Here is a 21276-nt window from a genome sequence, read left to right as displayed (position 1 = left end):
TTTGATGAACGTACTAGTGATAGGCAGCGGTGGCCGCGAACACGCTTTGGCGTGGAAAGCCGCACAATCTGAACATGTCTCTGCCGTGTTTGTAGCGCCGGGTAACGCCGGAACAGCAACTGAACCCAAACTGCGCAACGTGGCCATTGGTGTCACGGATATCGATGGTTTACTGGCATTTGCCCAAGACAATCACATCGATTTAACCATTGTAGGCCCTGAGGCACCGTTGGTAGAAGGGGTTGTTGATGCGTTTACCGCTGCGGGCCAGGTCATCTTTGGCCCCACACAAGCCGCAGCTCAACTGGAAGGTTCCAAAGCGTTCACCAAAGATTTTCTGGCCCGCCACGCCATTCCTACCGCTGAGTATCAGAACTTTACTGAAATTGAGCCCGCCATCGCTTACGTTCGCGAGAAAGGCGCGCCAATTGTGGTAAAAGCAGATGGTCTTGCTGCAGGCAAAGGCGTTATTGTGGCTATGACCCTGGAAGAAGCTGAAGACGCCATTCGCGACATGCTCGCCGGAAACGCGTTTGGTGAAGCAGGCAGTCGTGTAGTCATAGAGGAATTCCTCGATGGTGAAGAAGCCTCGTTCATCGTTATGGTTGACGGCAAGAATGTGGTGCCTTTCGCCACCAGCCAGGATCACAAGCGTGCAGGTAATGGCGACAGCGGTTTAAACACCGGAGGAATGGGTGCCTATTCCCCCGCACCAGTGGTCACTCAAGCCATCCATGACCGCGTGATGAAAGAAGTCATCCTGCCCACAGTGGAAGGCATGGCAAAAGAAGGCAACCCGTACATTGGGTTCCTGTACGCCGGCCTGATGATCATGGCCGATGGCACGCCAAAAGTCATCGAATACAACTGCCGCTTCGGCGATCCCGAAACCCAACCTATTATGATGCGTTTGCAATCTGACTTAGTGTCTCTTTGTCTATCTGCGTGTAAAGGGGAACTGGAAGGTAAAACCATTGCCTTTGACGAACGCGCAGCAGTTGGCGTTGTTTTGGCTGCGGGCGGATACCCCGGCAGTTACAACAAGGGTGACGTAATCCATGGCCTGGACAAGGCATCAGAGCACGAAGGTAAAGTATTCCACGCAGGTACTGCCATGAAAGACGGCCAGGTTGTTACCGCTGGCGGCCGGGTTCTGTGCGCCACTGCGTTGGGCAATAATGTGACTGAGGCACAACAGAAAGCTTATGCGCTGTTAAATACCATCAGCTGGGACGATGTTTATTTTAGAACGGACATCGCATATCGCGCCATTGCTCGCGAGGCGCAGGCGTAACGCCCACTAATATTCACAAACAGTGCTAGGGGAGCCGTTAGCCAGTGTTTGGCTTGCGGCTCCCCTGTTTACATCTGACACCATTTAGTACGAGGAAGTAACATGTCCTTTGCCACGCCCACTTTTCGACTCATGGCATCTGGTGCACAAATGTTGTTTGTGGCCTTCGGCGCACTGGTACTGGTTCCCCTGCTTACAGGCTTGGACCCCAGTGTCGCATTATTCACCGCAGGCTTGGGAACCTTGCTATTTCAGGTTGTCACAAAACGAACTATTCCCATCTTTCTTGCCTCTTCTTTTGCCTTTATCGCACCGATTGCGGCATCGGTAAAAAACTGGGGCGTGTCTGACACCATGGGCGGCTTATTTGCCGCCGGTTTGGTATACATGCTTCTGGCCTTTGCCGTGAGGTTCAAGGGGGCGGGTTTCATTCACCGCTGGATGCCGCCGGTGGTCACCGGTCCGGTGATCATGGTTATTGGTTTAGGCCTTGCGCCAGTAGCGGTGAATATGGCGTTGGGGAAAAGCGGAGATGGTTCACTCACCCTTTATCCCTACGCAGAAGCTATTTGGGTATCAATGGCTGCATTAACTGCCACCTTGTCGGCGGCGGTTTTTGCAAAAGGTGTGTTTAAACTGGTCCCCATTTTATTTGGTGTAATGACGGGCACATTGATAGCCTCATTCACCGGAATGGTATCAGTAGAAACCGTAGCCCAAGCGCCGTGGTTCGCCATGCCCAACTTCGTTTTGCCAACGTTTAACTGGCAAGCCGTGCTGTTTATGATCCCCGTAGCGATCGCCCCGGCTGTGGAACACGTGGGTGATATTCTGGCCATCAGCAATATTACCGGTAAACGCTATCTGCAAAAACCGGGACTGCACAGAACTCTGTTTGGTGACGGGCTTGCAACGTCGGCCGCAGCCTGCTTTGGCGGGCCGCCAAACACAACATATTCAGAGGTCACCGGTGCCGTCATGCTAACTAGATCTTTCGATCCGCGCGTGATGACCTGGGCAGCTGTATTTGCTATCGCGGTAGCTTGGTTTGCCAAGTTCGGCAGTGCCCTGCAAACTATTCCTACCCCGGTAATGGGTGGCATCATGATTTTGCTCTTTGGGTCTATTGCAACTGTAGGGTTAAATACCTTGGTTAAAGCGCAAATAGATTTAGCCAAATCACGTAACCTGGTTATTGTGTCCACAACACTGGTTTTTGGCATTGGCGGTATGGTGTTCGGTCAGGGTGAATTTACCCTGCAAGGAATTAGCCTGTGCAGTGTCGTCGCTATTTTGTTAAACGCCGCTTTACCGAACAAAGATCCGATCGACGATTCACTTTCCGAAGAACAGGCCATAGTGGATGACATAATCGAACACAGTAAATAACTCGGGCAGCGTTTTTTTAGCGCTTTTCCCCCATTTCCCGCTACAGTAAACTAAAGCAGCATTGATAGGCCAAAACCATGGAAAAACAACCACTGCGCAGGAAAGTTCACAGTATTACCCGGCCCTACCGCGAAAATCAGCCTGGCGAATGGCCAAGTCGTGTGTTTGATTATTTCCTAATAGTCCTCATCTTTACCAACGCTGTAGCGATGATGCTGGAAACCGTCCCCTCAGTAATAGCAGAATGGCGCCATGAGTTGCGGATGTTCGATGCGGTTTCCGTGGCCATTTTTACCGTTGAATACCTCGTGAGGGTATGGTGCTCGGTAGAGGAATTCAACGAAAAGCACAGCCATAAGCCACTGTGGCAGCAGCGCTTGCATTACATGGCCTCTCCTATGGCCATTATTGATTTACTGGCCATTCTCCCCTTCTACCTCAGTATGTTTTTTACAATAGATTTACGCATACTTCGGCTGTTGCGACTTACCCGTCTCATTAAACTGGGTAGGTATTCACGCTCGGTACAGTTACTTTGGCAAGTGTTACGCAACGAGGCAAAAACCCTCATTGCAGCCATGAGCGTGCTGTTAATTGTCATGACTTTTGCCGCTACGGGCATTTATTACCTTGAGCGACATGTGCAGCCAGAAGCGTTCGGTACTATTCCCAAGGCAATGTGGTGGGCACTGGTTACGCTAACAACCGTAGGGTACGGTGACGTAGTACCAGTGTCTTCGATAGGTAAGGTGTTCGGTGGACTGGTTACACTAATGGGGGTCGCGCTCTACGCCCTTCCAGCTGGTATTCTATCTTCAAGTTTTACCGCACAATTACACGTACGCCGGGAGAGATTTCGCGACTTAGTTACCAACGCAATGGAAGACGGCCACCTCACCGAGTCAGAATTTCAGCATATTGAAAAGGTCAGGGCGCTGCTACACCTTGACAAAGAAGAGGCAGAACTCATAGTAAAACTACTCAAACATCGGCAACATTCCTGACGTAAGGTATGCCTTTGGCTACGGAGCGTCACTGATGCAAACCTTGTCCCGGCCGGCGTTTTTCGCCTTATACATGGCATCATCGGCACATTTAACAATGTCCTCAATAGTGTTGCCATTAGCCGGATAACAAGCGATACCACCACTCAGTGTTATAGTCTGATGGGGAAGCTCACACTGGGCAGCGTTTTGTGAAAATGATCGTCGTAAGCGTTCGCACAATTTGAAAGCATGCATGATGTCGGTGTCTGGCATTAACAGAAGAAACTCTTCCCCCCCCCACCGCAATAATACATCGCTCTTACGGAGTTCAGCGGCCATCAAAGAGGCGGTGTTTTTTAGCACTTTATCGCCAACCAGATGACCGCACTGATCGTTGATCTGTTTAAAGTGGTCAAGGTCGAACAACGCAACAGATAAAGGTTGCCCCTGACGTTTGGACAACGCCAGATAGCGGGAAAACTGTTCGTAACCTGCCCGTCTGTTTAGCAATTGGGTGAGCTCATCTCTTGAAGCCAGTTCCCGGAGTTTTTGCTCCAACTCCTTACTGGCAGTCACATTTCGTACCATGCCCACTACGCGGGTGGCTTCACCCAGTTCATTGCGTTCGCATACTGTACCGTGGTCGTGTACCCACAAGTACTGACCGTTGCGATTTCGCAACCTGTATTCTGCGTCATAGCGGGTATTTTCACCTTGTAAATGAGATTGCAACGCCCCGTATACCCGAGGCAGGTCATCCGGATGAACATTTGATTTCCAACTGTCCAAATGAGGCTTCATTTCATGGGGACCATATCCGAGCATTCTCTTTAGTTGCGGGCTAAAGAAAACCTCGTCAGTGAGGATGTTCCAATCCCACAGACCGTCTCCAGCGGCGTTGAGCATATAGCGCAACTGGGGTTCTCGGGTTTTAAGCTCTGCTTGCATGCGCACGCGCTCGGTAATATCCCTGGCGATGGAGATAAGGTATTCAACACCATCGTGAACAAGATAATTGGTGTGCACTTCAACTGGGAATTCTGTACCGTCTTTGCGTACGTGGTGTCCAGAAAAAACAAATGTGTTCGATGATTTCAATACCGACAACATCTCTCGCCAGTGCGCAATATCAAGCACGTCTTTTTGCAGGCTAAATACCGTGTGCGAGAGCACTTCGTCGGCTTCCATGCCCAGGTCTTCGTAACCAGCTTTGTTCACATCAAGGATATTCGCACTTTCCGGATCTATAATGTAAACCGCGTCACCGATGTTGTTAAAAAGCGATCTTAGTAATACAAATTGCTCTTTTTCTTCTCTATTCAGTGTCATGTGCGTATCACCCACTACCGTCAACATGATGCCGCAAAGGTCCCCGGATGCATATATCACACAGCACGAGAGCCAATACAGTAAACTGTCCATTTACAATTTAATAATAGCGTCTATCAGTAAATTCGGTTAGTGATTTATTGCACTAATTTCATGCCCCCTTGATTCTTCATTGCTGACAGCTTATAACAGTGTTCCAATATCTTTGATTGCCTATTATGTCAGCCAAACACCCAATAATTGCCATCACTGGTTCGTCCGGTGCCGGCACTACAACAACCACAAATGCTATCAGGCATATCTTTCGCAACCTCAACGTTAATGCGGCTGTGGTGGGCGGAGACAGTTTTCACCGGTTTACCCGGCCGGAAATGGAAGTGGAAATAAGAAAAGCACAAGAGCAAGGTCGGCACATCAGTTATTTTGGCCCCCGGGCCAATGATTTTGAATTGCTCGAGACGCTTTTTCGCGAATACAGCCAAACGGGAACAGGCCAGTTCAGACAATATCTGCACACCTTCGATGAAGCCGTTCCGTTTAATCAAATGCCAGGCACATTCACCCCTTGGCAGGCGTTACCGGAAAATACTGACCTGTTGTTCTACGAAGGCCTGCACGGCGGTGTGGTTACCGAAGAAAACGACGTGGCCAAGCACGTGGATTTACTGGTGGGCATGGTGCCAATTGTAAATTTGGAATGGATTCAAAAAATCGTACGGGATACTACTGATCGCGGTCACTCCCGGGAAGCGGTAATGAGTAGCATCGTTCGCGGTTTGGACGACTATTTCCAGTACATCACGCCACAATTCTCGAAAACCCACGTCAACTTTCAACGAGTGCCCACAGTGGATACTTCGAATCCATTCAGTGCCAGGGAAATTCCCACCCAAGACGAAAGCTTCGTAGTGGTGCGCTTTCGCCGGGAAATGAAGAATGTAGATTACCCCTATTTGTTACAAATGATTGATGGCGCGTTTATGTCTCGCATCAACACGTTAGTTGTGCCTGGTGGGAAAATGGGGTTGGCAATGGAGTTAATTCTAACGCCATTAATTGAGGACATTCTCGACCAGAAGCGCAGAGCGGGAAGCCAGATGGATTGGGTAGGAGATCAATAGTGATTAACACAGTGTTCCCACCCTGTTTTCATTATTTTAATATATGCTGAGTATAACTGATTTTACGCCGCTTACAGCGCAGTTGTCGTTTTTATAGCACCATTAAAACCGTATAATTTCCCCAGTTTAATTAGAGGAAATATTATGCTGGATTTCGTGCTTATCGGCATTGCGGTAGCGGCGTTGCTCGCTGTTGTTTTTGAAGAGCCACTTCATGTAAACAAGGCTAAATCAACGCTTTTTTTTGGAACCTTTTCCTGGATTTTGTTGTTCATCGATGCCAACCGGGGGCCTGGGCTTGAGGAACTCAACGAGCACTTAATCGAAAACATAACTGAAATTTCCACTCTCTGGCTGTTTCTCGTAGCCGCGATGACCTTTGTTGCGTACCTGAACCGCAAAGGAATGATTGAAAATATGCTCAATATTATCATGCCAGCCAAAATCACACTTCGACAGCTCATCTTTTTTACGGCAATTTTCAGTTTTTGTTTTTCATCTCTTGCCGACAATATTACCGCCACACTGGTATCTATCGCCATGGTACTCTCACTGGGTCTTCCGTTTAATCAAACCATGCGATTTGCCGTTCTCGTAGTGTTCGCTGTGAATTCCGGCGGTGTATCGCTGATAACAGGTGATGTTACCACGCTCATGATTTTCCTCGACGGCAAGGTGACCATTACTCAACTGTTACTGCTTATCATTCCCTCATTATTAGCGGTACTGTTTTTAGCTATGATGCTAAGTATTGGCATGAATGGCGCAGTGAAAATCAAAAAAACCAAACACGAACTTCGTTCAGTGGACTATGTCATTGCCGGTACTTTTCTTTCAACCATTATTCTCACATTGGTGGCTAACGTGCTTTTCGCTATACCGCCCATGTTGTGTTTCCTCGCAGGTATGGCGATTATGTTCCTGGTGGCGACGTTTATGGGAGAAGAAAAATTCGAAGATCCGATTTTAGATTATATCCGCCTGATTGAGTTCGACACCTTACTGTTCTTCCTTGGTGTACTGCTTCTGGTGGGCATGTTGGATCACATCCACGCATTGGGCGCATTACTGGAAGTCTACAATGTGTTCCCAACCACTGGTGCGAACTTTATCATGGGTGTTCTATCATCGATGATTGATAACGTACCACTTACCGCCGCGCTATTGAAAGCCGACATTACCATGTCCACACCTGAATGGATGGCCTTTACTTATGCGGTGGGCGTAGGGGGATCGCTGCTCATCATCGGTTCTTCCGCGGGCATTGTTACCATGAGCAAAGTCAAAGGGCTTACATTTGCGGGGTACGGAAAGTTTGCGCTGTTACTGTTGCTGGCCTACACCCTCGGATATGCAATGGTACTGCTAATGGCAAATGCGGTGTTAGGCTGACATTATTTGCAACATATCAGTACTTTTGTCTGTGACTTTTACTGAGTATAGTTAGGCTATACAACAACGGTGACATGTTTTTTGTCACCGTTCTCGAATAACAATAGCGGTATTTGCCACCTTAGGAATAAGAGTCATGGGTCAGGAAACGTCCAAAATACTGGTTGTCGACGATGATATGCGCTTGAGAAGTTTACTCGAACGCTATTTGGTTGAGCAGGGTTTTCAGGTTCGGTCCGCTGCCAACGCAGAACAGATGGACAGATTGCTGGAACGAGAAAATTTCCACCTGATGGTGTTAGACCTCATGCTTCCCGGCGAAGATGGATTGTCTATCTGCCGGCGTATGCGCCAGTCTGATAACGACATGCCCATTATCATGCTCACGGCAAAAGGCGATGAAGTCGACCGCATCATTGGGCTGGAAATGGGTGCAGATGATTATCTGCCAAAACCTTTCAATCCCCGGGAGTTACTCGCCCGGGCAAAAGCGGTACTGCGCAGAAAAACCACGGAAGCCCCGGGTGCGCCCTCCAAAGACGAGCAAATCGTTGAGTTTGGCGAATACCGTCTAAATTTGGCCACACGTGAAATGAGCGCGTCAGGCGTACCATTGACACTAACCAGCGGTGAATTTGCCGTATTAAAATCGCTGGTCACCCACCCCCGGGAACCACTTTCCCGGGACAAGTTAATGAACCTTGCCAGAGGCCGCGACTACAGTGCTCTGGAACGCAGTATTGACGTTCAGGTATCCCGTTTGCGCCGCATGTTGGAAAAAGACCCCGCCAGTCCTCGCTATATTCAAACCGTGTGGGGGCTCGGCTACGTTTTTGTACCCGATGGTGAATCTCAGGCATAGCCTGACTTGCTATGCGTATTTTACCCTCTAGCGCATTCGGCCAAACTGTACTCTTGATTGGCGTATTGCTGCTGATTAATCAGGTCGTGTCGTATCTGTCTGTCACCTATTACTTTGTCCATCCAACAACAAAACAAATCAGTAGCTTACTGGCCACCCAGGTACAGAGTGTTAACGCATTTAACCTCATGGATGCCCCCCTCGAAGCACGACTTGATTACGCAAAACGCACGAAGGTGGAAATCATGACCACCGAACAGGCACTTCAGCAAGGGCTTAAATCGGCCACACATTACAACTTCATGTCGGCACAGGTTTCCAAACAAATGGGGGTTAACGCGGATGTCAGGATCAGTACCACAGAAACATCAGTAGGCAACGAACCCTATCGGGTGTGGATTTCGCTTTCATCCTATCCAAACTCCTGGGTGAGCATTCCATTGGTAGGTGGCAACGACAACAATGCTTCACCTCCGCCAACCATGTATTTGATGGTTATCGGCATCCTCAGTGTAACAGGTGGCTGGTGGTTCGTTCGCCACCTCAACCGGCCTCTTCAGGCGTTACAGCAAGCGGCTATTCAAGTTGGACAAGGTTTGTTCCCACCGCCGCTTAAAGAACAAGGGAGCACGGAAATGCGTGAGGTAACCCGGGCTTTCAATCGAATGAGTCAGGGTATTAAACAACTCGAGGATGAACGCACACTAATGACAGCTGGCATATCCCACGATCTTCGCACGCCACTCACTCGTATTCGCCTGGCATCAGAAATGCTACCCGAAGACAACGACTGGATTCGGGACGGCATCAACGAAGACATCGAGGATATGAATGCCATTATTGACCAGTTTATTGAATATGCACGTAGCGACCGCACAGAGCAGTGGGAAACGGTAAATCTAAATACCCTTATTGAGGAACTGGTTAAACTTCACGGGCGTCATCAGAATCATCATATTGCATTAAAACTAAACACGCTTCCCAATACACCTGTGCGCAAAGTTGCGCTAAAACGGGTGTTGGACAACCTTATTGAAAATGCCTTTCGCTACGGTACCCAGCGCATTGTCGTGAGTACTTTTCACGACAAATCGCAACACCGTGTGTACTGCCGAATAAGAGACTTCGGACCTGGTATACCCGAAGATGAACTGGATAATGTCTTCATCCCTTTTAAACAAGGTGACAAAGCCAGGGGCTCTCTGGGTTCAGGCCTGGGATTAGCAATTACCCGAAAAATCATCAACATGCACCTTGGCCAAATTACCCTGAGAAATCATCCTCAGGGAGGGCTGGTTGCTGAATTCTGGTTACCACTACGCCATTGAGTATCAGGCGGGCTGGTTACAAATCGCGGCACATTAAAAGCGATTGCCAGTACGCCAAATACCAGCAATAGCATGGGATACCAAGCATATGCGGACACCGAAAGCGGAGAGAGCCCGCCCACTGCGGATACCGTTAATATTTGAGCCCCATATGGCACCATGCCCTGAAAGCTACAAGAAAACACATCGAGAATGCTAGCCGTGCGCCGGGGATCAACTCCGTATTCTCGGTTTAGATCACTGGCAATCGGGCCTGCAGCAACAATGGAAATGGTGTTATTAGCGGTAGACAAATCCAAGAAGCTCACCAGCGCAGCTATACTAAATTCTGCCCCCTGACGGCCCCGCACTTTTTTCGTCAGCGCGCGGATTAACCAAGCAATACCACCATAGATATGCATTAAGCTCACAATACCGCCTATGGTTAGTGCAATCAGCGACAAATTTTGCATCCATCCCATACCGGTCTGAATGCTTTGCCACATTTCCATCATAGAAAAACTGCCATTCATCAGGCCAATAATCCCGGCAGAAGCGATACCAATAGAGAGCACCAGTACGACATTGACCCCCGCCATAGCACTGACGATAATCAGTAAATAGGGAAGCATTCTCACCACGTCGTAGTCAGCCTGTTGCAGTGCGCTGCTTTGAGTCACAGGCACAAAAGCAAGGACTAGCACAGTAATGAGTGACGCTGGTAACGTAATAAGCAGGTTAGCCTTGAACTTGTCGGTTAACTGCACCCCCTGACTACGCGTGGCAGCTATGGTGGTATCGGAAACGAAAGATAAATTATCGCCAAACATTGCTCCCCCCACCACGACGCCTGCCAGCAATGCTGGCGGTACACCAAGTCCGTCGGCCAATCCCAAGCCAATGGGGGCCAAAGCCGTGATAGTGCCAGTAGAGGTACCCATGGAGAATGAAATAAAACAGCAGATCACAAATAGCCCGGGCAAAATGAGCGGTGTAGGGATTACACTTAACGCGAGATTCACCGTTGCATCACGGGCTCCAATATCGATGGTAAGTGAATAAAAAGCCCCGGCCAGTAAAAATATCAGTACTAACAGAACTATGTTTTTATTTCCTGCACCTTCACAAAATGCTGCAATTTTTTCATTCAAACTCAACCGCTGGTGTTTGGGATTAAGACACAATGCGTACCCGGCCGCCAGGAAAAACGCTACCAATACCGGCATCGCTGTAACATCATCTGTCCAGATACCAGCAAAAACCATGATACCGACAAAAAACAATATGGGGGTTAACCCGAAAAAATTAGCAGGCGCGGAATGATGCACAAGACCTCTGTTGATGCGTTGATAACCTTATATGAATCTATGGTATCGCAAACCCCGCGTCATTGAGAATGCAGGAAAGTGAAAAAGGGCTGTTGTGTCTATATCTTTTGCCGATATGATATGTCACACAAGGCCATCCTGGATGGCCTTGAATTATGCCTGCTGTCGAGAAGCAAACCTGACGGCATCCAATAACTAAGGAAGTAAAAACTATGAAAAAGTTACTCGTTGCCCTGGTACTCTCCGCAGCCACTTTGGCTTCGGCCTCTGTAACGGCGAATCAGTTGGGTCAGTGTCTGGTAGATTCACTGAATGGAAAAGAAAGAAAAGAACTCGCAAAATGGATTTATTTTTCCATGGCTGCACACCCTGATATTACTGACTTTTCAAATATTACCCCAGCAGACAGAGAGTCTACTGACAAGGCTATAGGGGCATTGGTTACCCGTTTGCTCGGTGAAGATTGCCCCACACAGTTTAAAGCCGCTATGGCAGTAGATCCAATGGCAACTCAACGCGCCTTCGAACTGGTTGGCCAGGTGGCCATGGGTGAACTTATGCAGAATGAAGCGGTTACCCGTTCTATTAGTAACTACGCGAATCACATGGATTTATCTGTCATTCAGGCTGCAGCAGCCCAATAGATCACAGTGTAAAAAAAGCCCGCCGTGAAGCGGGCAAAATGGTTGGACTGGGTCGAGGCCTGCAGGCACTAAGGGTTGCGAGGCCCAGCAGCTACAATGGCCTGACTAACATCGTACTTCTCGAAGTTGGCGTTAAATGCTGCAATAAGCTTGTTGGCATAGTCGTCGTAAGCTTCGCCGTCTTGCCAGGTTCTTTTTGGTACCAGTAATGCCTTGTTAACACCTGGTACTGCCACCGGCACATCCAGATTAAGCCCTTGGATATGCTGTGTTTCAACATCTGCAAGCGCACCAGATACAATGGCGTCAATGATGCCCCGTGTAGTGGGAATATCAAAACGTGAACCCGTTCCATAAGGGCCACCCGTCCAGCCGGTATTTACCAAATACACTTTTGCACCGAATGCTTTCACCCGCTTGATGAGCAGTTCCGCATAAACGCCAGCGGGACGGGGAAAGAAAGGAGCGCCGAAACAGGTAGAAAACGTAGACTCTATCTCTGCCGTTGAACCTATTTCTGTAGAACCGACTTTAGCAGTGTAACCACTCAAAAAGTGGTACGCTGCGGCTTCTTCACTCAGCACAGAAACTGGCGGCAATACGCCACTTACATCACAGGTTAAGAACACCACGGAGCGTGGCTCTCCACCTTTGTTTTCAGGTACACGCATTGCTATATGAGAAAGGGGATACGCAGCTCTGGCATTCTTTGTCAGACTAACATCGCGGTAATTAGGATGCCTGCTCTCTTCCAGCACAACATTCTCCAGAACCGTGCCGAACCGAATAGCGTCCCAGATGACAGGCTCATTTTTCTGCGATAAATCGATGCATTTTGCGTAGCAACCGCCTTCTAAATTAAAAACGCCACCTGGAGCCCAACCGTGTTCGTCGTCCCCAATGAGAAAGCGTTTTGGGTCTGCTGAGAGTGTCGTCTTTCCCGTTCCCGAGAGGCCGAAGAATAGAGTCACATCACCATCTTTTCCAACATTGGCAGAGCAGTGCATTGGCAGCACTTCTTTTGCTGGAAGCAAAAAGTTCTGTACGCTAAACATGGCCTTTTTCATTTCGCCAGCGTATCGCATGCCCGCGAGTAGTACTTTTTTTTGCGCGAAGTTAATCATGACGGTACCGTCACTGTTTGTACCGTCGCGTTCAGGCTGACAGACAAAGCCTGGCGCGTTTAAAATCTGCCAGGGCTGGTCGTCATTGGGGTTCCACACTTCAGGTTGAATAAAGAGGTTGCGCGCAAAAACATGGTGCCAGGCCGTTTCTGTATATACCTTTACAGGCAACGCATGTTTAGGGTCGGCGCCAACCTGAAGGTGTGAAAGAAAATGCTCACGCAATGACAAATAGGTATTAACCCGCTGCCAAAGTGCGTCAAATTTGTCAGCGTTGAAGGGCTTGTTTACATCCCCCCAATCGATGTCGTTTTCTGTCGACGGCTCTTTGACGATAAATCGGTCTGCAGGAGAGCGCCCGGTACGATGGCCGGTCTCAACCACCAACGCACCGTTATCAGCCAGCTTACCTTCTCCCCTGTTTAGCGCGATTTCTATCAATTGCGCCGTGGGCAAATCGGTTAACACAGTGATCGATTTACCTGTATTAAGTCGTGGTGCTGCCGTCATACTCTCGTTCCTTTTGTACTATTTCACATAAACTTTCACTTTAACGCCACCTGTCCATTCTATATAAAACAAGAGCTCCAGCAACATCACAATTATCAATAGTGATCATTTGTTGATCTGAGTTATGAAATAACGAGAAATAAAATTACAAATATAATCGACCATAAAAATAAGATAAAAATTTTAAAGGTGTTTTTACACTCTTCACATTTGTCTCTTGAAAGAAATAATCCATACAAAGATACAGAAATACATCTTTTTCAGAATGTGGGCAAGCAAGTGCATAACGGTATTGCCTAGTTACGGAAAAATATATTGTTATATCTATGTAAACATAGTATGTTTGAATAGATGTTGAAATGGTAGGGTTCCTTTACGCCATACCTTACCGGAAATGCTCGGGAACCATTACTCCCCTCAGATTGTCAGGATACACTCATGAAAGGACCATTAACTGCTGCGCTATTAGCATTGCTTTCCTGTATTTGCTCTGCACAAGATACAGGTTCATCCCCCCCCGGTATAAGCACGCCTGCTTCACAAGCCAAAAAACCGAATATCGTTTTCCTGTTTTCTGACGACGCCGGATATGCAGATTTCGGTTTTCAAGGCAGTGAAGAAATGAAAACGCCTAACCTCGATAAGCTCGCCCAACAAGGCGTGAAGTTCTCTCAGGCTTACGTCACTGACCCAACGTGCGGGCCTTCAAGGGCTGGACTCATGACAGGACGATACCAGCAACGATTCGGGTTTGAAGAGAACAACGTACCTGGGTATATGAGTAAAAATTCTGCAGCCGATGGCAGTGAAATGGGCGTTCCCGTTGAAGAAAAAACCATAGCAGACTATCTCCGGGAGCAAGGCTATGCATCGGCAGCCTATGGGAAATGGCACTTAGGTGGTGCAGACAAGTTTCATCCTCTTCAACGCGGATTTGACGAGTTCTACGGTTTTAGAGGTGGCGCAAGAAGCTATTTCGCATACGACAACAATGCGCCCTCTGCGCTCGAACTCATGGAGCGGAACTTTGGTAACTACAGCGAACCCGAAGGTTATCTCACCGACGCGTTAGCAAGTGAAGCTATCGATTTTATCGAACGAAAAAACGCTGAAGGCAAACCTTTCTTTGTATTTCTGTCCTTTAACGCCCCCCATACGCCAATGGAGGCAACGCCAGAGGATCTTGCACAATTCCCCAATTTAACAGGAAACCGGAAAACCGTTGCAGCAATGACATACGCCTTAGACAGAGCTGCCGGTCGTGTTCTCGATACCTTGCGTAAACTTGGTATTGAGCAAAATACGCTGGTTGTTTACACCAATGACAACGGCGGGCCGTCAGATAGAAATGCGTCAGTTAACTTGCCCTTGAGTGGCACGAAGTCGAACCATTTAGAAGGTGGGGTCAGAGTACCGTTTCTAATGAAATGGCCCGGCCATCTAAAGGCAGGAACAACCTATTCACATCCGGTGAGCACCCTTGATCTGCTTCCTACGTTTTTCGCCGCTGCGGGAGGAAAAACAGAAGCTCTTAGCAATACCGATGGCGTTAACTTGTTACCTTACGTGCAAGGGGTTAACGAATCAGCCCCGCACGAATTTCTCTACTGGAAGAAAGATACCCGCGCCGCAATCAGGGCCGGAGACTGGAAACTAATTCGCTTCCCAGACCGACCCGCAGAACTCTACCACATTGGCGATGATGAAAGGGAGATGGTGAACCTTGCAGACGAAAACCCCACCCTGGTAAGGCAACTGTTTAAAAAACTGTTTGCCTGGGAGTCAACTTTGGAAAGACCAAGGTGGTTGCTGCAACGGAAGTTCGAAAACTATGACATAAACAGAATGGATCACTACTGGCCGAAGCCTTCTGATACTCAACATCAACACGAAGAGCTTTTGTTGAGGCCGGTAACCGGCCACTAAATACAATCACCGGGAAGAAGCTGTTACCCATTGCGGGTAACAGCTTTATTGTCACTGATCTTTCCTCGTTTCAACAAACTGACCGGCGTGAATAGCCTCAACGTCTACACTGTCAAACCGGTATTCAGCATGACAATACTGACAATTCATTTTTATCGCGCCATCTTCCTCAATAATTTGCAGTAGTTCCGTTTTTTCCACATTCCGCAGCGCATCAGCACTGCGTTGTTTAGAACAGGTGCAAGCAAAGGACACACTGTGAGGTGGATAAACCTCAACCTCTTCCTGATGAAATAGGCGATAGAGAATATCGTTAACGGACAAACCAAACATTTCCTCTTCAGTCAGGGTTTCGCTGAGTTTCACCACATGTTCAAACTCTGTATCCTGTGATACATCCGTGTTTTGCGCCTGGGAAGGGAGCACCTGAAGTAGCATCCCCGCAGCGCGCGCTGCATAAGGCACTGACAAGTCAGTCATCAACATAACTTTAGTGGCCAGTTGTTCTGACTGAGTAAAATAATCTTCAATACACTCGGCCAAAGTAGGTTTGTCCAAGGCAACGACGCCCTGATAGCGCTCCCCTTCATCTGGCGTAATAGTGATCACCAGTACACCGTTGGCTATCAACTCAGCGAATGTTTCAGGGAGTGCCGTCAAACTCTCGTCCCAGCGGGCTACGCCCCGCAAAGTATAGTCGTGACTAGCGTTGATTACCGCGTAGCTCACGGGGCCTTTACTTTGAATTTGCAGGCCAATTTCTCCTTTAAATTTTAATATGGCGGTGAGCATACAGGTCGCCGCAGCCATTTCACTTAACAATCGTTGAATTTGAACCGGGTATTCGTAGCTGTGAACTATCTTTTGTAAACTGTCTTCCAAACGCACCAATTCGCCGCGCACATTCGCCGCATTCAAGAGGTAACGGTGTAACTCATCATAATGACTCATGCCAAATATCCTGTTCTCGCAGCTTATTGCTGCTTAAATTTAATAATTTGCCGGCGTTGTTTTTTATCCGGACGTTGCTCTGGTCTCGGGCTGTGAAATGCGCTGAGTTTCCTGGCAGTCTGATTCGCTTCCCGTTGCGCTGCACTCGCGTCCGTTTCTTCGTATAGAGTTTGCGCTAATTGCGCGCTCAGACGCCTGTCACTCAGTTCAAGTACTTTTATTTCTTTCGTATCCCACCCGGCGGGAACTTTTATCATTGCACCGCGCTCTACTGTTTTACCCGGCTTAGTACGCTGACCGTTGTAATGCACTTTACCCGCTTGCACCATTTCTCTGGCCAGCGCCCGAGTTTTGAAGAATCTTGCAGCCCACAACCATTTGTCCAGGCGGACATTGACGTCGGCATCGTTCTGATTGCGATTGCTCATGTAATAATTATGTCACTCTTTCGTTTTAGTGTTGTGACCCCCGCCTCGACTAGGCTATGATGAGTCGCTATCGTGTGCATCACTCTAAATCAAAAAATAAACGAGCAGTACCAACAACATCACATGACACTCGACAAATTTAATACTCAGTCTCTGGCATTTTTCTTCAGCCGGTATCAGAAACAACTTCATTTCGTTGTTGTGGTACTGTTGAGTCTCTATCTCTTGGCTTTTGCTGCCAGACTCGTTTGGCAAATTATACCTGAACCCAGCGCGCCTGCCATACCGTCCGGCTTGTCGTCGATACCAAAACCACTACAGAGTGCGCAAGGTGGGGTCGATGTAGCGAAAATACAACAGTTAAACATCTTTGGCGCCCTGGATGCAGCAACACAAATTGAAGAACAGCCGGTTACAGATGCACCGGAAACCAAATTGAACCTGACACTAACCGGCGTGGTTGCCAGCTCCCTGAAGGAAGAAGCGGCGGCCATTATTGAAAATCGCGGCACGCAGAATGTATACGGTCTGGGTGAGAAAATTGAAGGTACGAACGCCACATTAAATCAGGTGTTGGCCGATCGCGTAATTATTAAGAACGGCATTCGCAAAGAAACACTCATGCTTGACGGCATCGATTACGATGAAGCCAACAAGCGCCGAACGCAGACCGAAGTACAACGCAGGCCTCCTCCCAGAAAACAAGTAGTACCGGCTCAAAAGCCGCAACCGGTCGAAGTGGACGAAGCGATTACCAGCCAGTTGCGAGAGAGTCCCGCTAGCTTTACAGATTTTATTTCTATCAGCCCAAGCATTAGTGGCGGACAATTAGTTGGCTATCAGATTTCTCCCGGCAAGAAACCAGATCTATTCAAATCGGCGGGTTTGCAAGCCGGGGATGTAGTAATTCAAATTAACGGGCTGGATCTCACCGATCCCCAACAAGCCAAAGAAGCGATGACTGAGTTACAGCAAGCCAATACAATTGAATTAACGCTGACGCGCGATGACGAATACATCACTCTGTATCTGGACATGCCAGAGCCGGGTAATGAATAAGAAAAGTAGGAAGACAGCATCATGAGGCAAAAGAGCCGAACTTTATTCACCCGAATAACAGCAGCAATATGTGCTGCTGCGTTATGCGTATCTGCTACGGCAGCAGAGTACATGCCTAACTTCAAAGACACGGATATCAACGAATTCATTACCATAGTTGGTAAAAACCTGAAGAAAACAATCATCGTCGAGCCTAACGTACGCGGTAAGATCAGCGTTCGTTCATACGACATGCTCACTGAAGAACAGTACTACCAGTTCTTTTTAAACGTGCTACAGGTTTACGATTTTGCAGTAGTTGAAATGCCCAGTGGGGTACTAAAGGTGGTTCGGTCTAAAGAAGCGAAAACCTCTAATATTCCCGTTGTAGAAGGCGCGGCGCTGGACGGCGATGAAATGATTACCCGGGTAGTACCGGTATACAATGTGCCTGTTCGGGAACTGGCGCCGATATTGCGCCAGTTAAATGACCAGGCTGGCGGCGGAAACGTGGTCGCCCACGACCCCTCCAACGTAATGATGCTAACTGGTCGGGCCGCCGTGGTTAACCGTTTGGTAGAAATAATTGAACGGGTTGACCGCGCCGGTGACGAAGAAGTAGAGATTGTGAAACTTCGCTATGCCTCAGCCTCTGAAATGGTGCGTATTGTTGACAGTATTAATAAGTCCCAGGGCAAGGCCGCGAACACCGGCAAATCAGAGCCACGCGCAGTAGCAGACGATCGCACAAATTCTGTCATTGTCAGTGGCGATGCCAACGCGCGTGCTCGCATTGTTAACCTTATTCAGCGCATGGACCAAGAGTTGGAAACCAGTGGTAATACTCGCGTAGTATTTCTTAACTATGCAAAAGCCGAAGACCTGGTAAAAGTGCTGCAGGGTGTATCAGCCAGTATTCAGGCGGAAGAACAGGGCAGCAGCCAGAATCGTCGTTCATCCACCAACCGGGAGATCAGCATTGACGCCCACGAGGATTCCAACGCGGTTGTGATTACCGCAGAACCCGACATGATGCGCTCTTTGGAAGAAGTCATTCGCCAGTTAGACGTACGACGTGCCCAGGTTCAGGTTGAAGCCATTATCGTAGAAGTTTTTGAAGGGGACGGTGCACAGCTTGGCGTACAATGGGTGTCTGAAGAAGGCGGTGGCACGCAATTTACAAATGGCGTGGTACCCGTGGGTTCGTTAGCCGTAGCCCTTAAACAGGCCGAGGATGAAACTAACACGGAAGCCTACATTACCGATGAAGGCAACGTGGTAGAAGTAACCACGACAGACGACGGCGACTATACCGCACTGGCGAGTCTGCTCAGCGGCGCAAACGGTCTGCTGGCCGGTGTGATCAAAAACGGTTGGGGCGCAGTGGTGCAGGCCGTGAGTACAGATACTAACTCCAACGTACTTGCTACACCTCACTTAACCACCATGGACAATGAAGAAGCCTTTTTCATTGTCGGCCAGGAAGTGCCTATTATTACCGGTACGACCACGGGTTCGAACAACTCAAACCCCTTCCAGACCGTTGAACGTCAGGAAGTGGGGATTAAACTGAAAGTAACGCCGCAAATTAATGAAGGGGATGCCGTTCAGCTGACCATTGAACAAGAGGTGTCTTCGGTAAGCGGTGCAACGTCAGTAGATATTTCTATTAATAAACGTCAAATTAAGACCACGGTCATTGTGGATGACGGCGGTACAATTGTATTGGGCGGATTAATTGACGAAGACGTACAGGAAAGTGTGTCTAAGGTGCCGCTACTAGGGGATATTCCTATTTTAGGTCACTTGTTCAGCTCTACCTCTACCAGCAAACGCAAACGCAACCTGATGGTTTTTCTTAAACCCACGATTGTTCGCGACGGCGTGACCATGAATGAAATTAGTCATCGCAAGTACAACTATATTCGCGCACAACAACTCAAACGCCACTCTGAAGGTGTATCGCTGATGCCTTCCCAGGAGCAGCCTTCAATGCCAAAATGGGATGACGCCCTGGCACTTCCACCAACATTTGAAGAGTACATTCTGGAAAAAGACAAAAGCGACGAGGAAAATAACTGATTATGACTGCGCACGACGACCCGCTGGAGCAGGCAATCGCAGCACAGGAAGAAGCTATGGACAGTCTGCCGGAAAATGAACTGGAAGAGGCTGCCGGGTCGCGGCAGCTGAGCTTTAGCTTTGCCAAACGCAATCACGTATTACTTGAAACCAATACAGATCCGGCCACACTTTATTACACCGAGGCCACGCCATTCAGTGTATTTGCAGAAGTAAGACGTTTTCTTGGCGAAGGCTTCACCTTAGTTGAAATAGAACAGGACAAATTTGAAAGCTTACTCACGCAGGCCTTTCAGCGGGATTCGTCCGCCGCGAAGCAATTAATGGAAGACCTCGGTAATGAGAGCGATCTATTCTCGCTGGCAGAAGAATTGCCCGACACTGAAGATCTTCTGGACAGCGAAGACGATGCCCCCATTATTAAACTCATCAACGCCATGTTAGGTGAAGCCATCAAGGAAGGTGCGTCGGATATTCACATCGAAACCTTTGAAAACCAGCTTGTTGTGCGTTTTCGGGTTGACGGAGTGTTACGGGAAATTCTGCGTCCCAACCGCAAACTGTCATCAATGCTGGTATCTCGTATAAAGGTAATGGCGAAACTGGACATTGCGGAAAAGCGGGTGCCACAGGATGGTCGAATTACCTTGCGAATCGCTGGACGTGCTGTGGATGTGCGCGTATCCACCATGCCATCAAATCACGGCGAAAGGGTAGTACTGCGTTTACTCGATAAGAACAACGCACGCTTGAACCTCGAAGATTTAGGCATGACTAAACGCAACCGCGATATCTTCTCATCCCTCATTCGCAAGCCCCATGGTATTATTTTGGTTACCGGTCCCACTGGTTCTGGTAAAAGTACAACGCTGTACGCAGGCCTGACTGAGATAAACTCCAAAGACCGCAATATTCTCACTGTTGAAGACCCCATCGAATTCGATTTACCCGGCATTGGTCAGACCCAAGTGAACCCACGTGTTGATATGACCTTTGCTCGGGGTTTACGGGCTATACTCCGACAGGATCCCGATGTGGTTATGGTGGGAGAAATACGAGATATTGAAACCGCACAAATTGCCGTACAAGCCAGTTTAACCGGTCACCTTGTAATGTCGACCCTGCATACCAATACTGCAGCCGGTGCTATCACGCGTTTGGAAGACATGGGCATAGAGCCATTTTTAATGTCTTCAAGTTTATTGGCGGTATTGTCTCAGCGCTTGGTGCGAACCCTTTGCAACGAATGCAAAGTCCCCTCGACGCCAAACGAGCAACAAAAAATATTGCTCGGTATCGCGAATAAACCGGGTGAAACCACCATATACCAGCCCAAAGGCTGTGCTGCCTGTAACCAAACCGGTTATCGAGGCCGAACGGGCATTCACGAACTATTGCTGGTGGACGAGCCAATACGCGACATGATGCACGATGGCAAAGGCGAGCAAGCCATTGAAAAACACATTCGCAAAACCACTCCCAGCATTCGCGAAGACGGCTGTCAGAAAGTACTGGCAGGCGTGACGTCCCTGGAAGAAGTCCTTCGCGTCACCCGGGAGGATTAG

At 48.5% G+C, this 21276-nt stretch carries 17 protein-coding genes; 12 read left to right on the top strand and 5 right to left on the bottom strand.

Features of this window, described 5'->3' with window-relative positions; all coding sequences use genetic code 11:
* Positions 1-4: 4 nt before the first annotated feature.
* The 3 genes from purD (at position 5) to KO518_RS00985 (ending at position 3687) form a co-directional block, all read left to right on the top strand.
* Positions 5-1294, top strand: coding sequence for a phosphoribosylamine--glycine ligase (gene purD / locus KO518_RS00995; RefSeq protein ID WP_216023943.1), 1290 nt, complete (start codon positions 5-7; stop codon positions 1292-1294).
* Between the two features lie 102 nt (positions 1295-1396).
* Entirely contained in the window at positions 1397-2683 is a 1287-nt protein-coding gene (locus KO518_RS00990; protein WP_216023942.1) for a uracil-xanthine permease family protein, read from the top strand.
* A 77-nt stretch (positions 2684-2760) separates the two neighbouring features.
* Positions 2761-3687 carry an ion transporter gene (locus KO518_RS00985; RefSeq protein ID WP_216023941.1) on the top strand — a complete coding sequence of 309 codons (927 nt, stop codon included), beginning with the start codon at positions 2761-2763 and terminating at the stop codon, positions 3685-3687.
* Positions 3688-3705: 18 nt separating this feature from the next.
* On the opposite strand, the gene KO518_RS00980 is transcribed toward KO518_RS00985, so the two are convergent.
* On the bottom strand, positions 3706-4998 hold the full coding sequence (locus KO518_RS00980) for a diguanylate cyclase (protein ID WP_216023940.1): 1293 nt from the start codon (positions 4996-4998) through the stop codon (positions 3706-3708).
* A gap of 218 nt (positions 4999-5216) precedes the next feature.
* Between KO518_RS00980 and KO518_RS00975 the strand changes: the two genes are divergently transcribed.
* The 4 genes from KO518_RS00975 to envZ all read left to right on the top strand — a co-directional run bounded on the left by KO518_RS00975 (position 5217) and on the right by envZ (position 9701).
* Positions 5217-6119 carry a phosphoribulokinase gene (locus KO518_RS00975; protein ID WP_216023939.1) on the top strand — a complete coding sequence of 301 codons (903 nt, stop codon included), beginning with the start codon at positions 5217-5219 and terminating at the stop codon, positions 6117-6119.
* A 144-nt stretch (positions 6120-6263) separates the two neighbouring features.
* The gene (locus tag KO518_RS00970; RefSeq protein WP_216023938.1) at positions 6264-7511 is read left to right on the top strand and encodes an SLC13 family permease; all 1248 of its coding nucleotides are present in this window, start codon (positions 6264-6266) and stop codon (positions 7509-7511) included.
* A gap of 136 nt (positions 7512-7647) precedes the next feature.
* Positions 7648-8373, top strand: a complete 726-nt coding sequence (gene ompR / locus KO518_RS00965) for a two-component system response regulator OmpR (RefSeq protein WP_216023937.1) — start codon at positions 7648-7650, stop codon at positions 8371-8373.
* 11 nt (positions 8374-8384) lie between these two features.
* Positions 8385-9701, top strand: coding sequence for a two-component system sensor histidine kinase EnvZ (gene envZ, locus KO518_RS00960; RefSeq protein ID WP_216023936.1), 1317 nt, complete (start codon positions 8385-8387; stop codon positions 9699-9701).
* Here the strand turns inward: envZ and KO518_RS00955 are convergent.
* Positions 9656-11008 (bottom strand): Na+/H+ antiporter NhaC family protein, encoded by a 1353-nt coding sequence (locus KO518_RS00955; protein WP_371742209.1) that lies wholly within the window; start codon positions 11006-11008, stop codon positions 9656-9658. The two genes, envZ and KO518_RS00955, sit on opposite strands and share 46 nt — an antisense overlap.
* A 212-nt stretch (positions 11009-11220) precedes the next feature.
* On the opposite strand from KO518_RS00955, the gene KO518_RS00950 reads away from it, so the two are divergent.
* The gene (locus KO518_RS00950) at positions 11221-11652 is read left to right on the top strand and encodes a hypothetical protein (protein ID WP_216023935.1); all 432 of its coding nucleotides are present in this window, start codon (positions 11221-11223) and stop codon (positions 11650-11652) included.
* A 68-nt stretch (positions 11653-11720) separates the two neighbouring features.
* Here the strand turns inward: KO518_RS00950 and KO518_RS00945 are convergent, their stop codons facing one another.
* On the bottom strand, positions 11721-13286 hold the full coding sequence (locus tag KO518_RS00945; protein WP_216023934.1) for a phosphoenolpyruvate carboxykinase: 1566 nt from the start codon (positions 13284-13286) through the stop codon (positions 11721-11723).
* A gap of 438 nt (positions 13287-13724) precedes the next feature.
* On the opposite strand from KO518_RS00945, the gene KO518_RS00940 reads away from it, so the two are divergent.
* Complete coding sequence (locus KO518_RS00940; RefSeq protein WP_216023933.1) at positions 13725-15212, top strand: sulfatase-like hydrolase/transferase; 1488 nt, start codon at positions 13725-13727, stop codon at positions 15210-15212.
* Between the two features lie 51 nt (positions 15213-15263).
* Here KO518_RS00940 and hslO read toward each other — a convergent pair whose 3' ends face one another.
* Positions 15264-16163 (bottom strand): Hsp33 family molecular chaperone HslO, encoded by a 900-nt coding sequence (gene hslO, locus KO518_RS00935; protein WP_216023932.1) that lies wholly within the window; start codon positions 16161-16163, stop codon positions 15264-15266.
* Positions 16164-16186: 23 nt separating this feature from the next.
* Positions 16187-16591, bottom strand: a complete 405-nt coding sequence (hslR, locus tag KO518_RS00930; RefSeq protein WP_216023931.1) for a ribosome-associated heat shock protein Hsp15 — start codon at positions 16589-16591, stop codon at positions 16187-16189.
* A gap of 123 nt (positions 16592-16714) precedes the next feature.
* Between hslR and gspC the strand changes: the two genes are divergently transcribed.
* Genes gspC through gspE form a run of 3 tightly spaced genes read left to right on the top strand, consistent with a single transcriptional unit; the run spans position 16715 to position 21276 of the window.
* On the top strand, positions 16715-17650 hold the full coding sequence (gene gspC, locus KO518_RS00925; RefSeq protein ID WP_216023930.1) for a type II secretion system protein GspC: 936 nt from the start codon (positions 16715-16717) through the stop codon (positions 17648-17650).
* A gap of 21 nt (positions 17651-17671) precedes the next feature.
* Complete coding sequence (gene gspD, locus KO518_RS00920; RefSeq protein WP_216023929.1) at positions 17672-19711, top strand: type II secretion system secretin GspD; 2040 nt, start codon at positions 17672-17674, stop codon at positions 19709-19711.
* A gap of 2 nt (positions 19712-19713) precedes the next feature.
* Complete coding sequence (gspE, locus tag KO518_RS00915; protein ID WP_371742208.1) at positions 19714-21276, top strand: type II secretion system ATPase GspE; 1563 nt, start codon at positions 19714-19716, stop codon at positions 21274-21276.

Source organism: Aestuariibacter sp. A3R04, from assembly GCF_018860805.1.
Taxonomy (GTDB): Bacteria; Pseudomonadota; Gammaproteobacteria; order Enterobacterales; family Alteromonadaceae; genus Alteromonas.
Note: the sequence above shows the minus strand (reverse complement) of the source record. Positions and strands in the feature narration are given on the sequence as shown.

Bases quoted from the DNA above. Each gene is read 5' to 3' on its own strand.
- ompR (WP_216023937.1), top strand. From the start codon at position 7,648: ATGGGTCAGGAAACGTCCAAAATACTGGTTGTCGACGATGATATGCGC.
- KO518_RS00985 (WP_216023941.1), top strand. From the start codon at position 2,761: ATGGAAAAACAACCACTGCGCAGGAAAGTTCACAGTATTACCCGGCCC.
- KO518_RS00970 (WP_216023938.1), top strand. From the start codon at position 6,264: ATGCTGGATTTCGTGCTTATCGGCATTGCGGTAGCGGCGTTGCTCGCT.
- gspC (WP_216023930.1), top strand. From the start codon at position 16,715: ATGACACTCGACAAATTTAATACTCAGTCTCTGGCATTTTTCTTCAGC.
- gspE (WP_371742208.1), top strand. From the start codon at position 19,714: ATGACTGCGCACGACGACCCGCTGGAGCAGGCAATCGCAGCACAGGAA.
- KO518_RS00975 (WP_216023939.1), top strand. From the start codon at position 5,217: ATGTCAGCCAAACACCCAATAATTGCCATCACTGGTTCGTCCGGTGCC.
- purD (WP_216023943.1), top strand. From the start codon at position 5: ATGAACGTACTAGTGATAGGCAGCGGTGGCCGCGAACACGCTTTGGCG.
- hslR (WP_216023931.1), bottom strand. From the start codon at position 16,591: ATGAGCAATCGCAATCAGAACGATGCCGACGTCAATGTCCGCCTGGAC.
- KO518_RS00980 (WP_216023940.1), bottom strand. From the start codon at position 4,998: ATGACACTGAATAGAGAAGAAAAAGAGCAATTTGTATTACTAAGATCG.
- KO518_RS00950 (WP_216023935.1), top strand. From the start codon at position 11,221: ATGAAAAAGTTACTCGTTGCCCTGGTACTCTCCGCAGCCACTTTGGCT.
- gspD (WP_216023929.1), top strand. From the start codon at position 17,672: ATGAGGCAAAAGAGCCGAACTTTATTCACCCGAATAACAGCAGCAATA.
- hslO (WP_216023932.1), bottom strand. From the start codon at position 16,163: ATGAGTCATTATGATGAGTTACACCGTTACCTCTTGAATGCGGCGAAT.
- envZ (WP_216023936.1), top strand. From the start codon at position 8,385: ATGCGTATTTTACCCTCTAGCGCATTCGGCCAAACTGTACTCTTGATT.
- KO518_RS00945 (WP_216023934.1), bottom strand. From the start codon at position 13,286: ATGACGGCAGCACCACGACTTAATACAGGTAAATCGATCACTGTGTTA.
- KO518_RS00990 (WP_216023942.1), top strand. From the start codon at position 1,397: ATGTCCTTTGCCACGCCCACTTTTCGACTCATGGCATCTGGTGCACAA.
- KO518_RS00940 (WP_216023933.1), top strand. From the start codon at position 13,725: ATGAAAGGACCATTAACTGCTGCGCTATTAGCATTGCTTTCCTGTATT.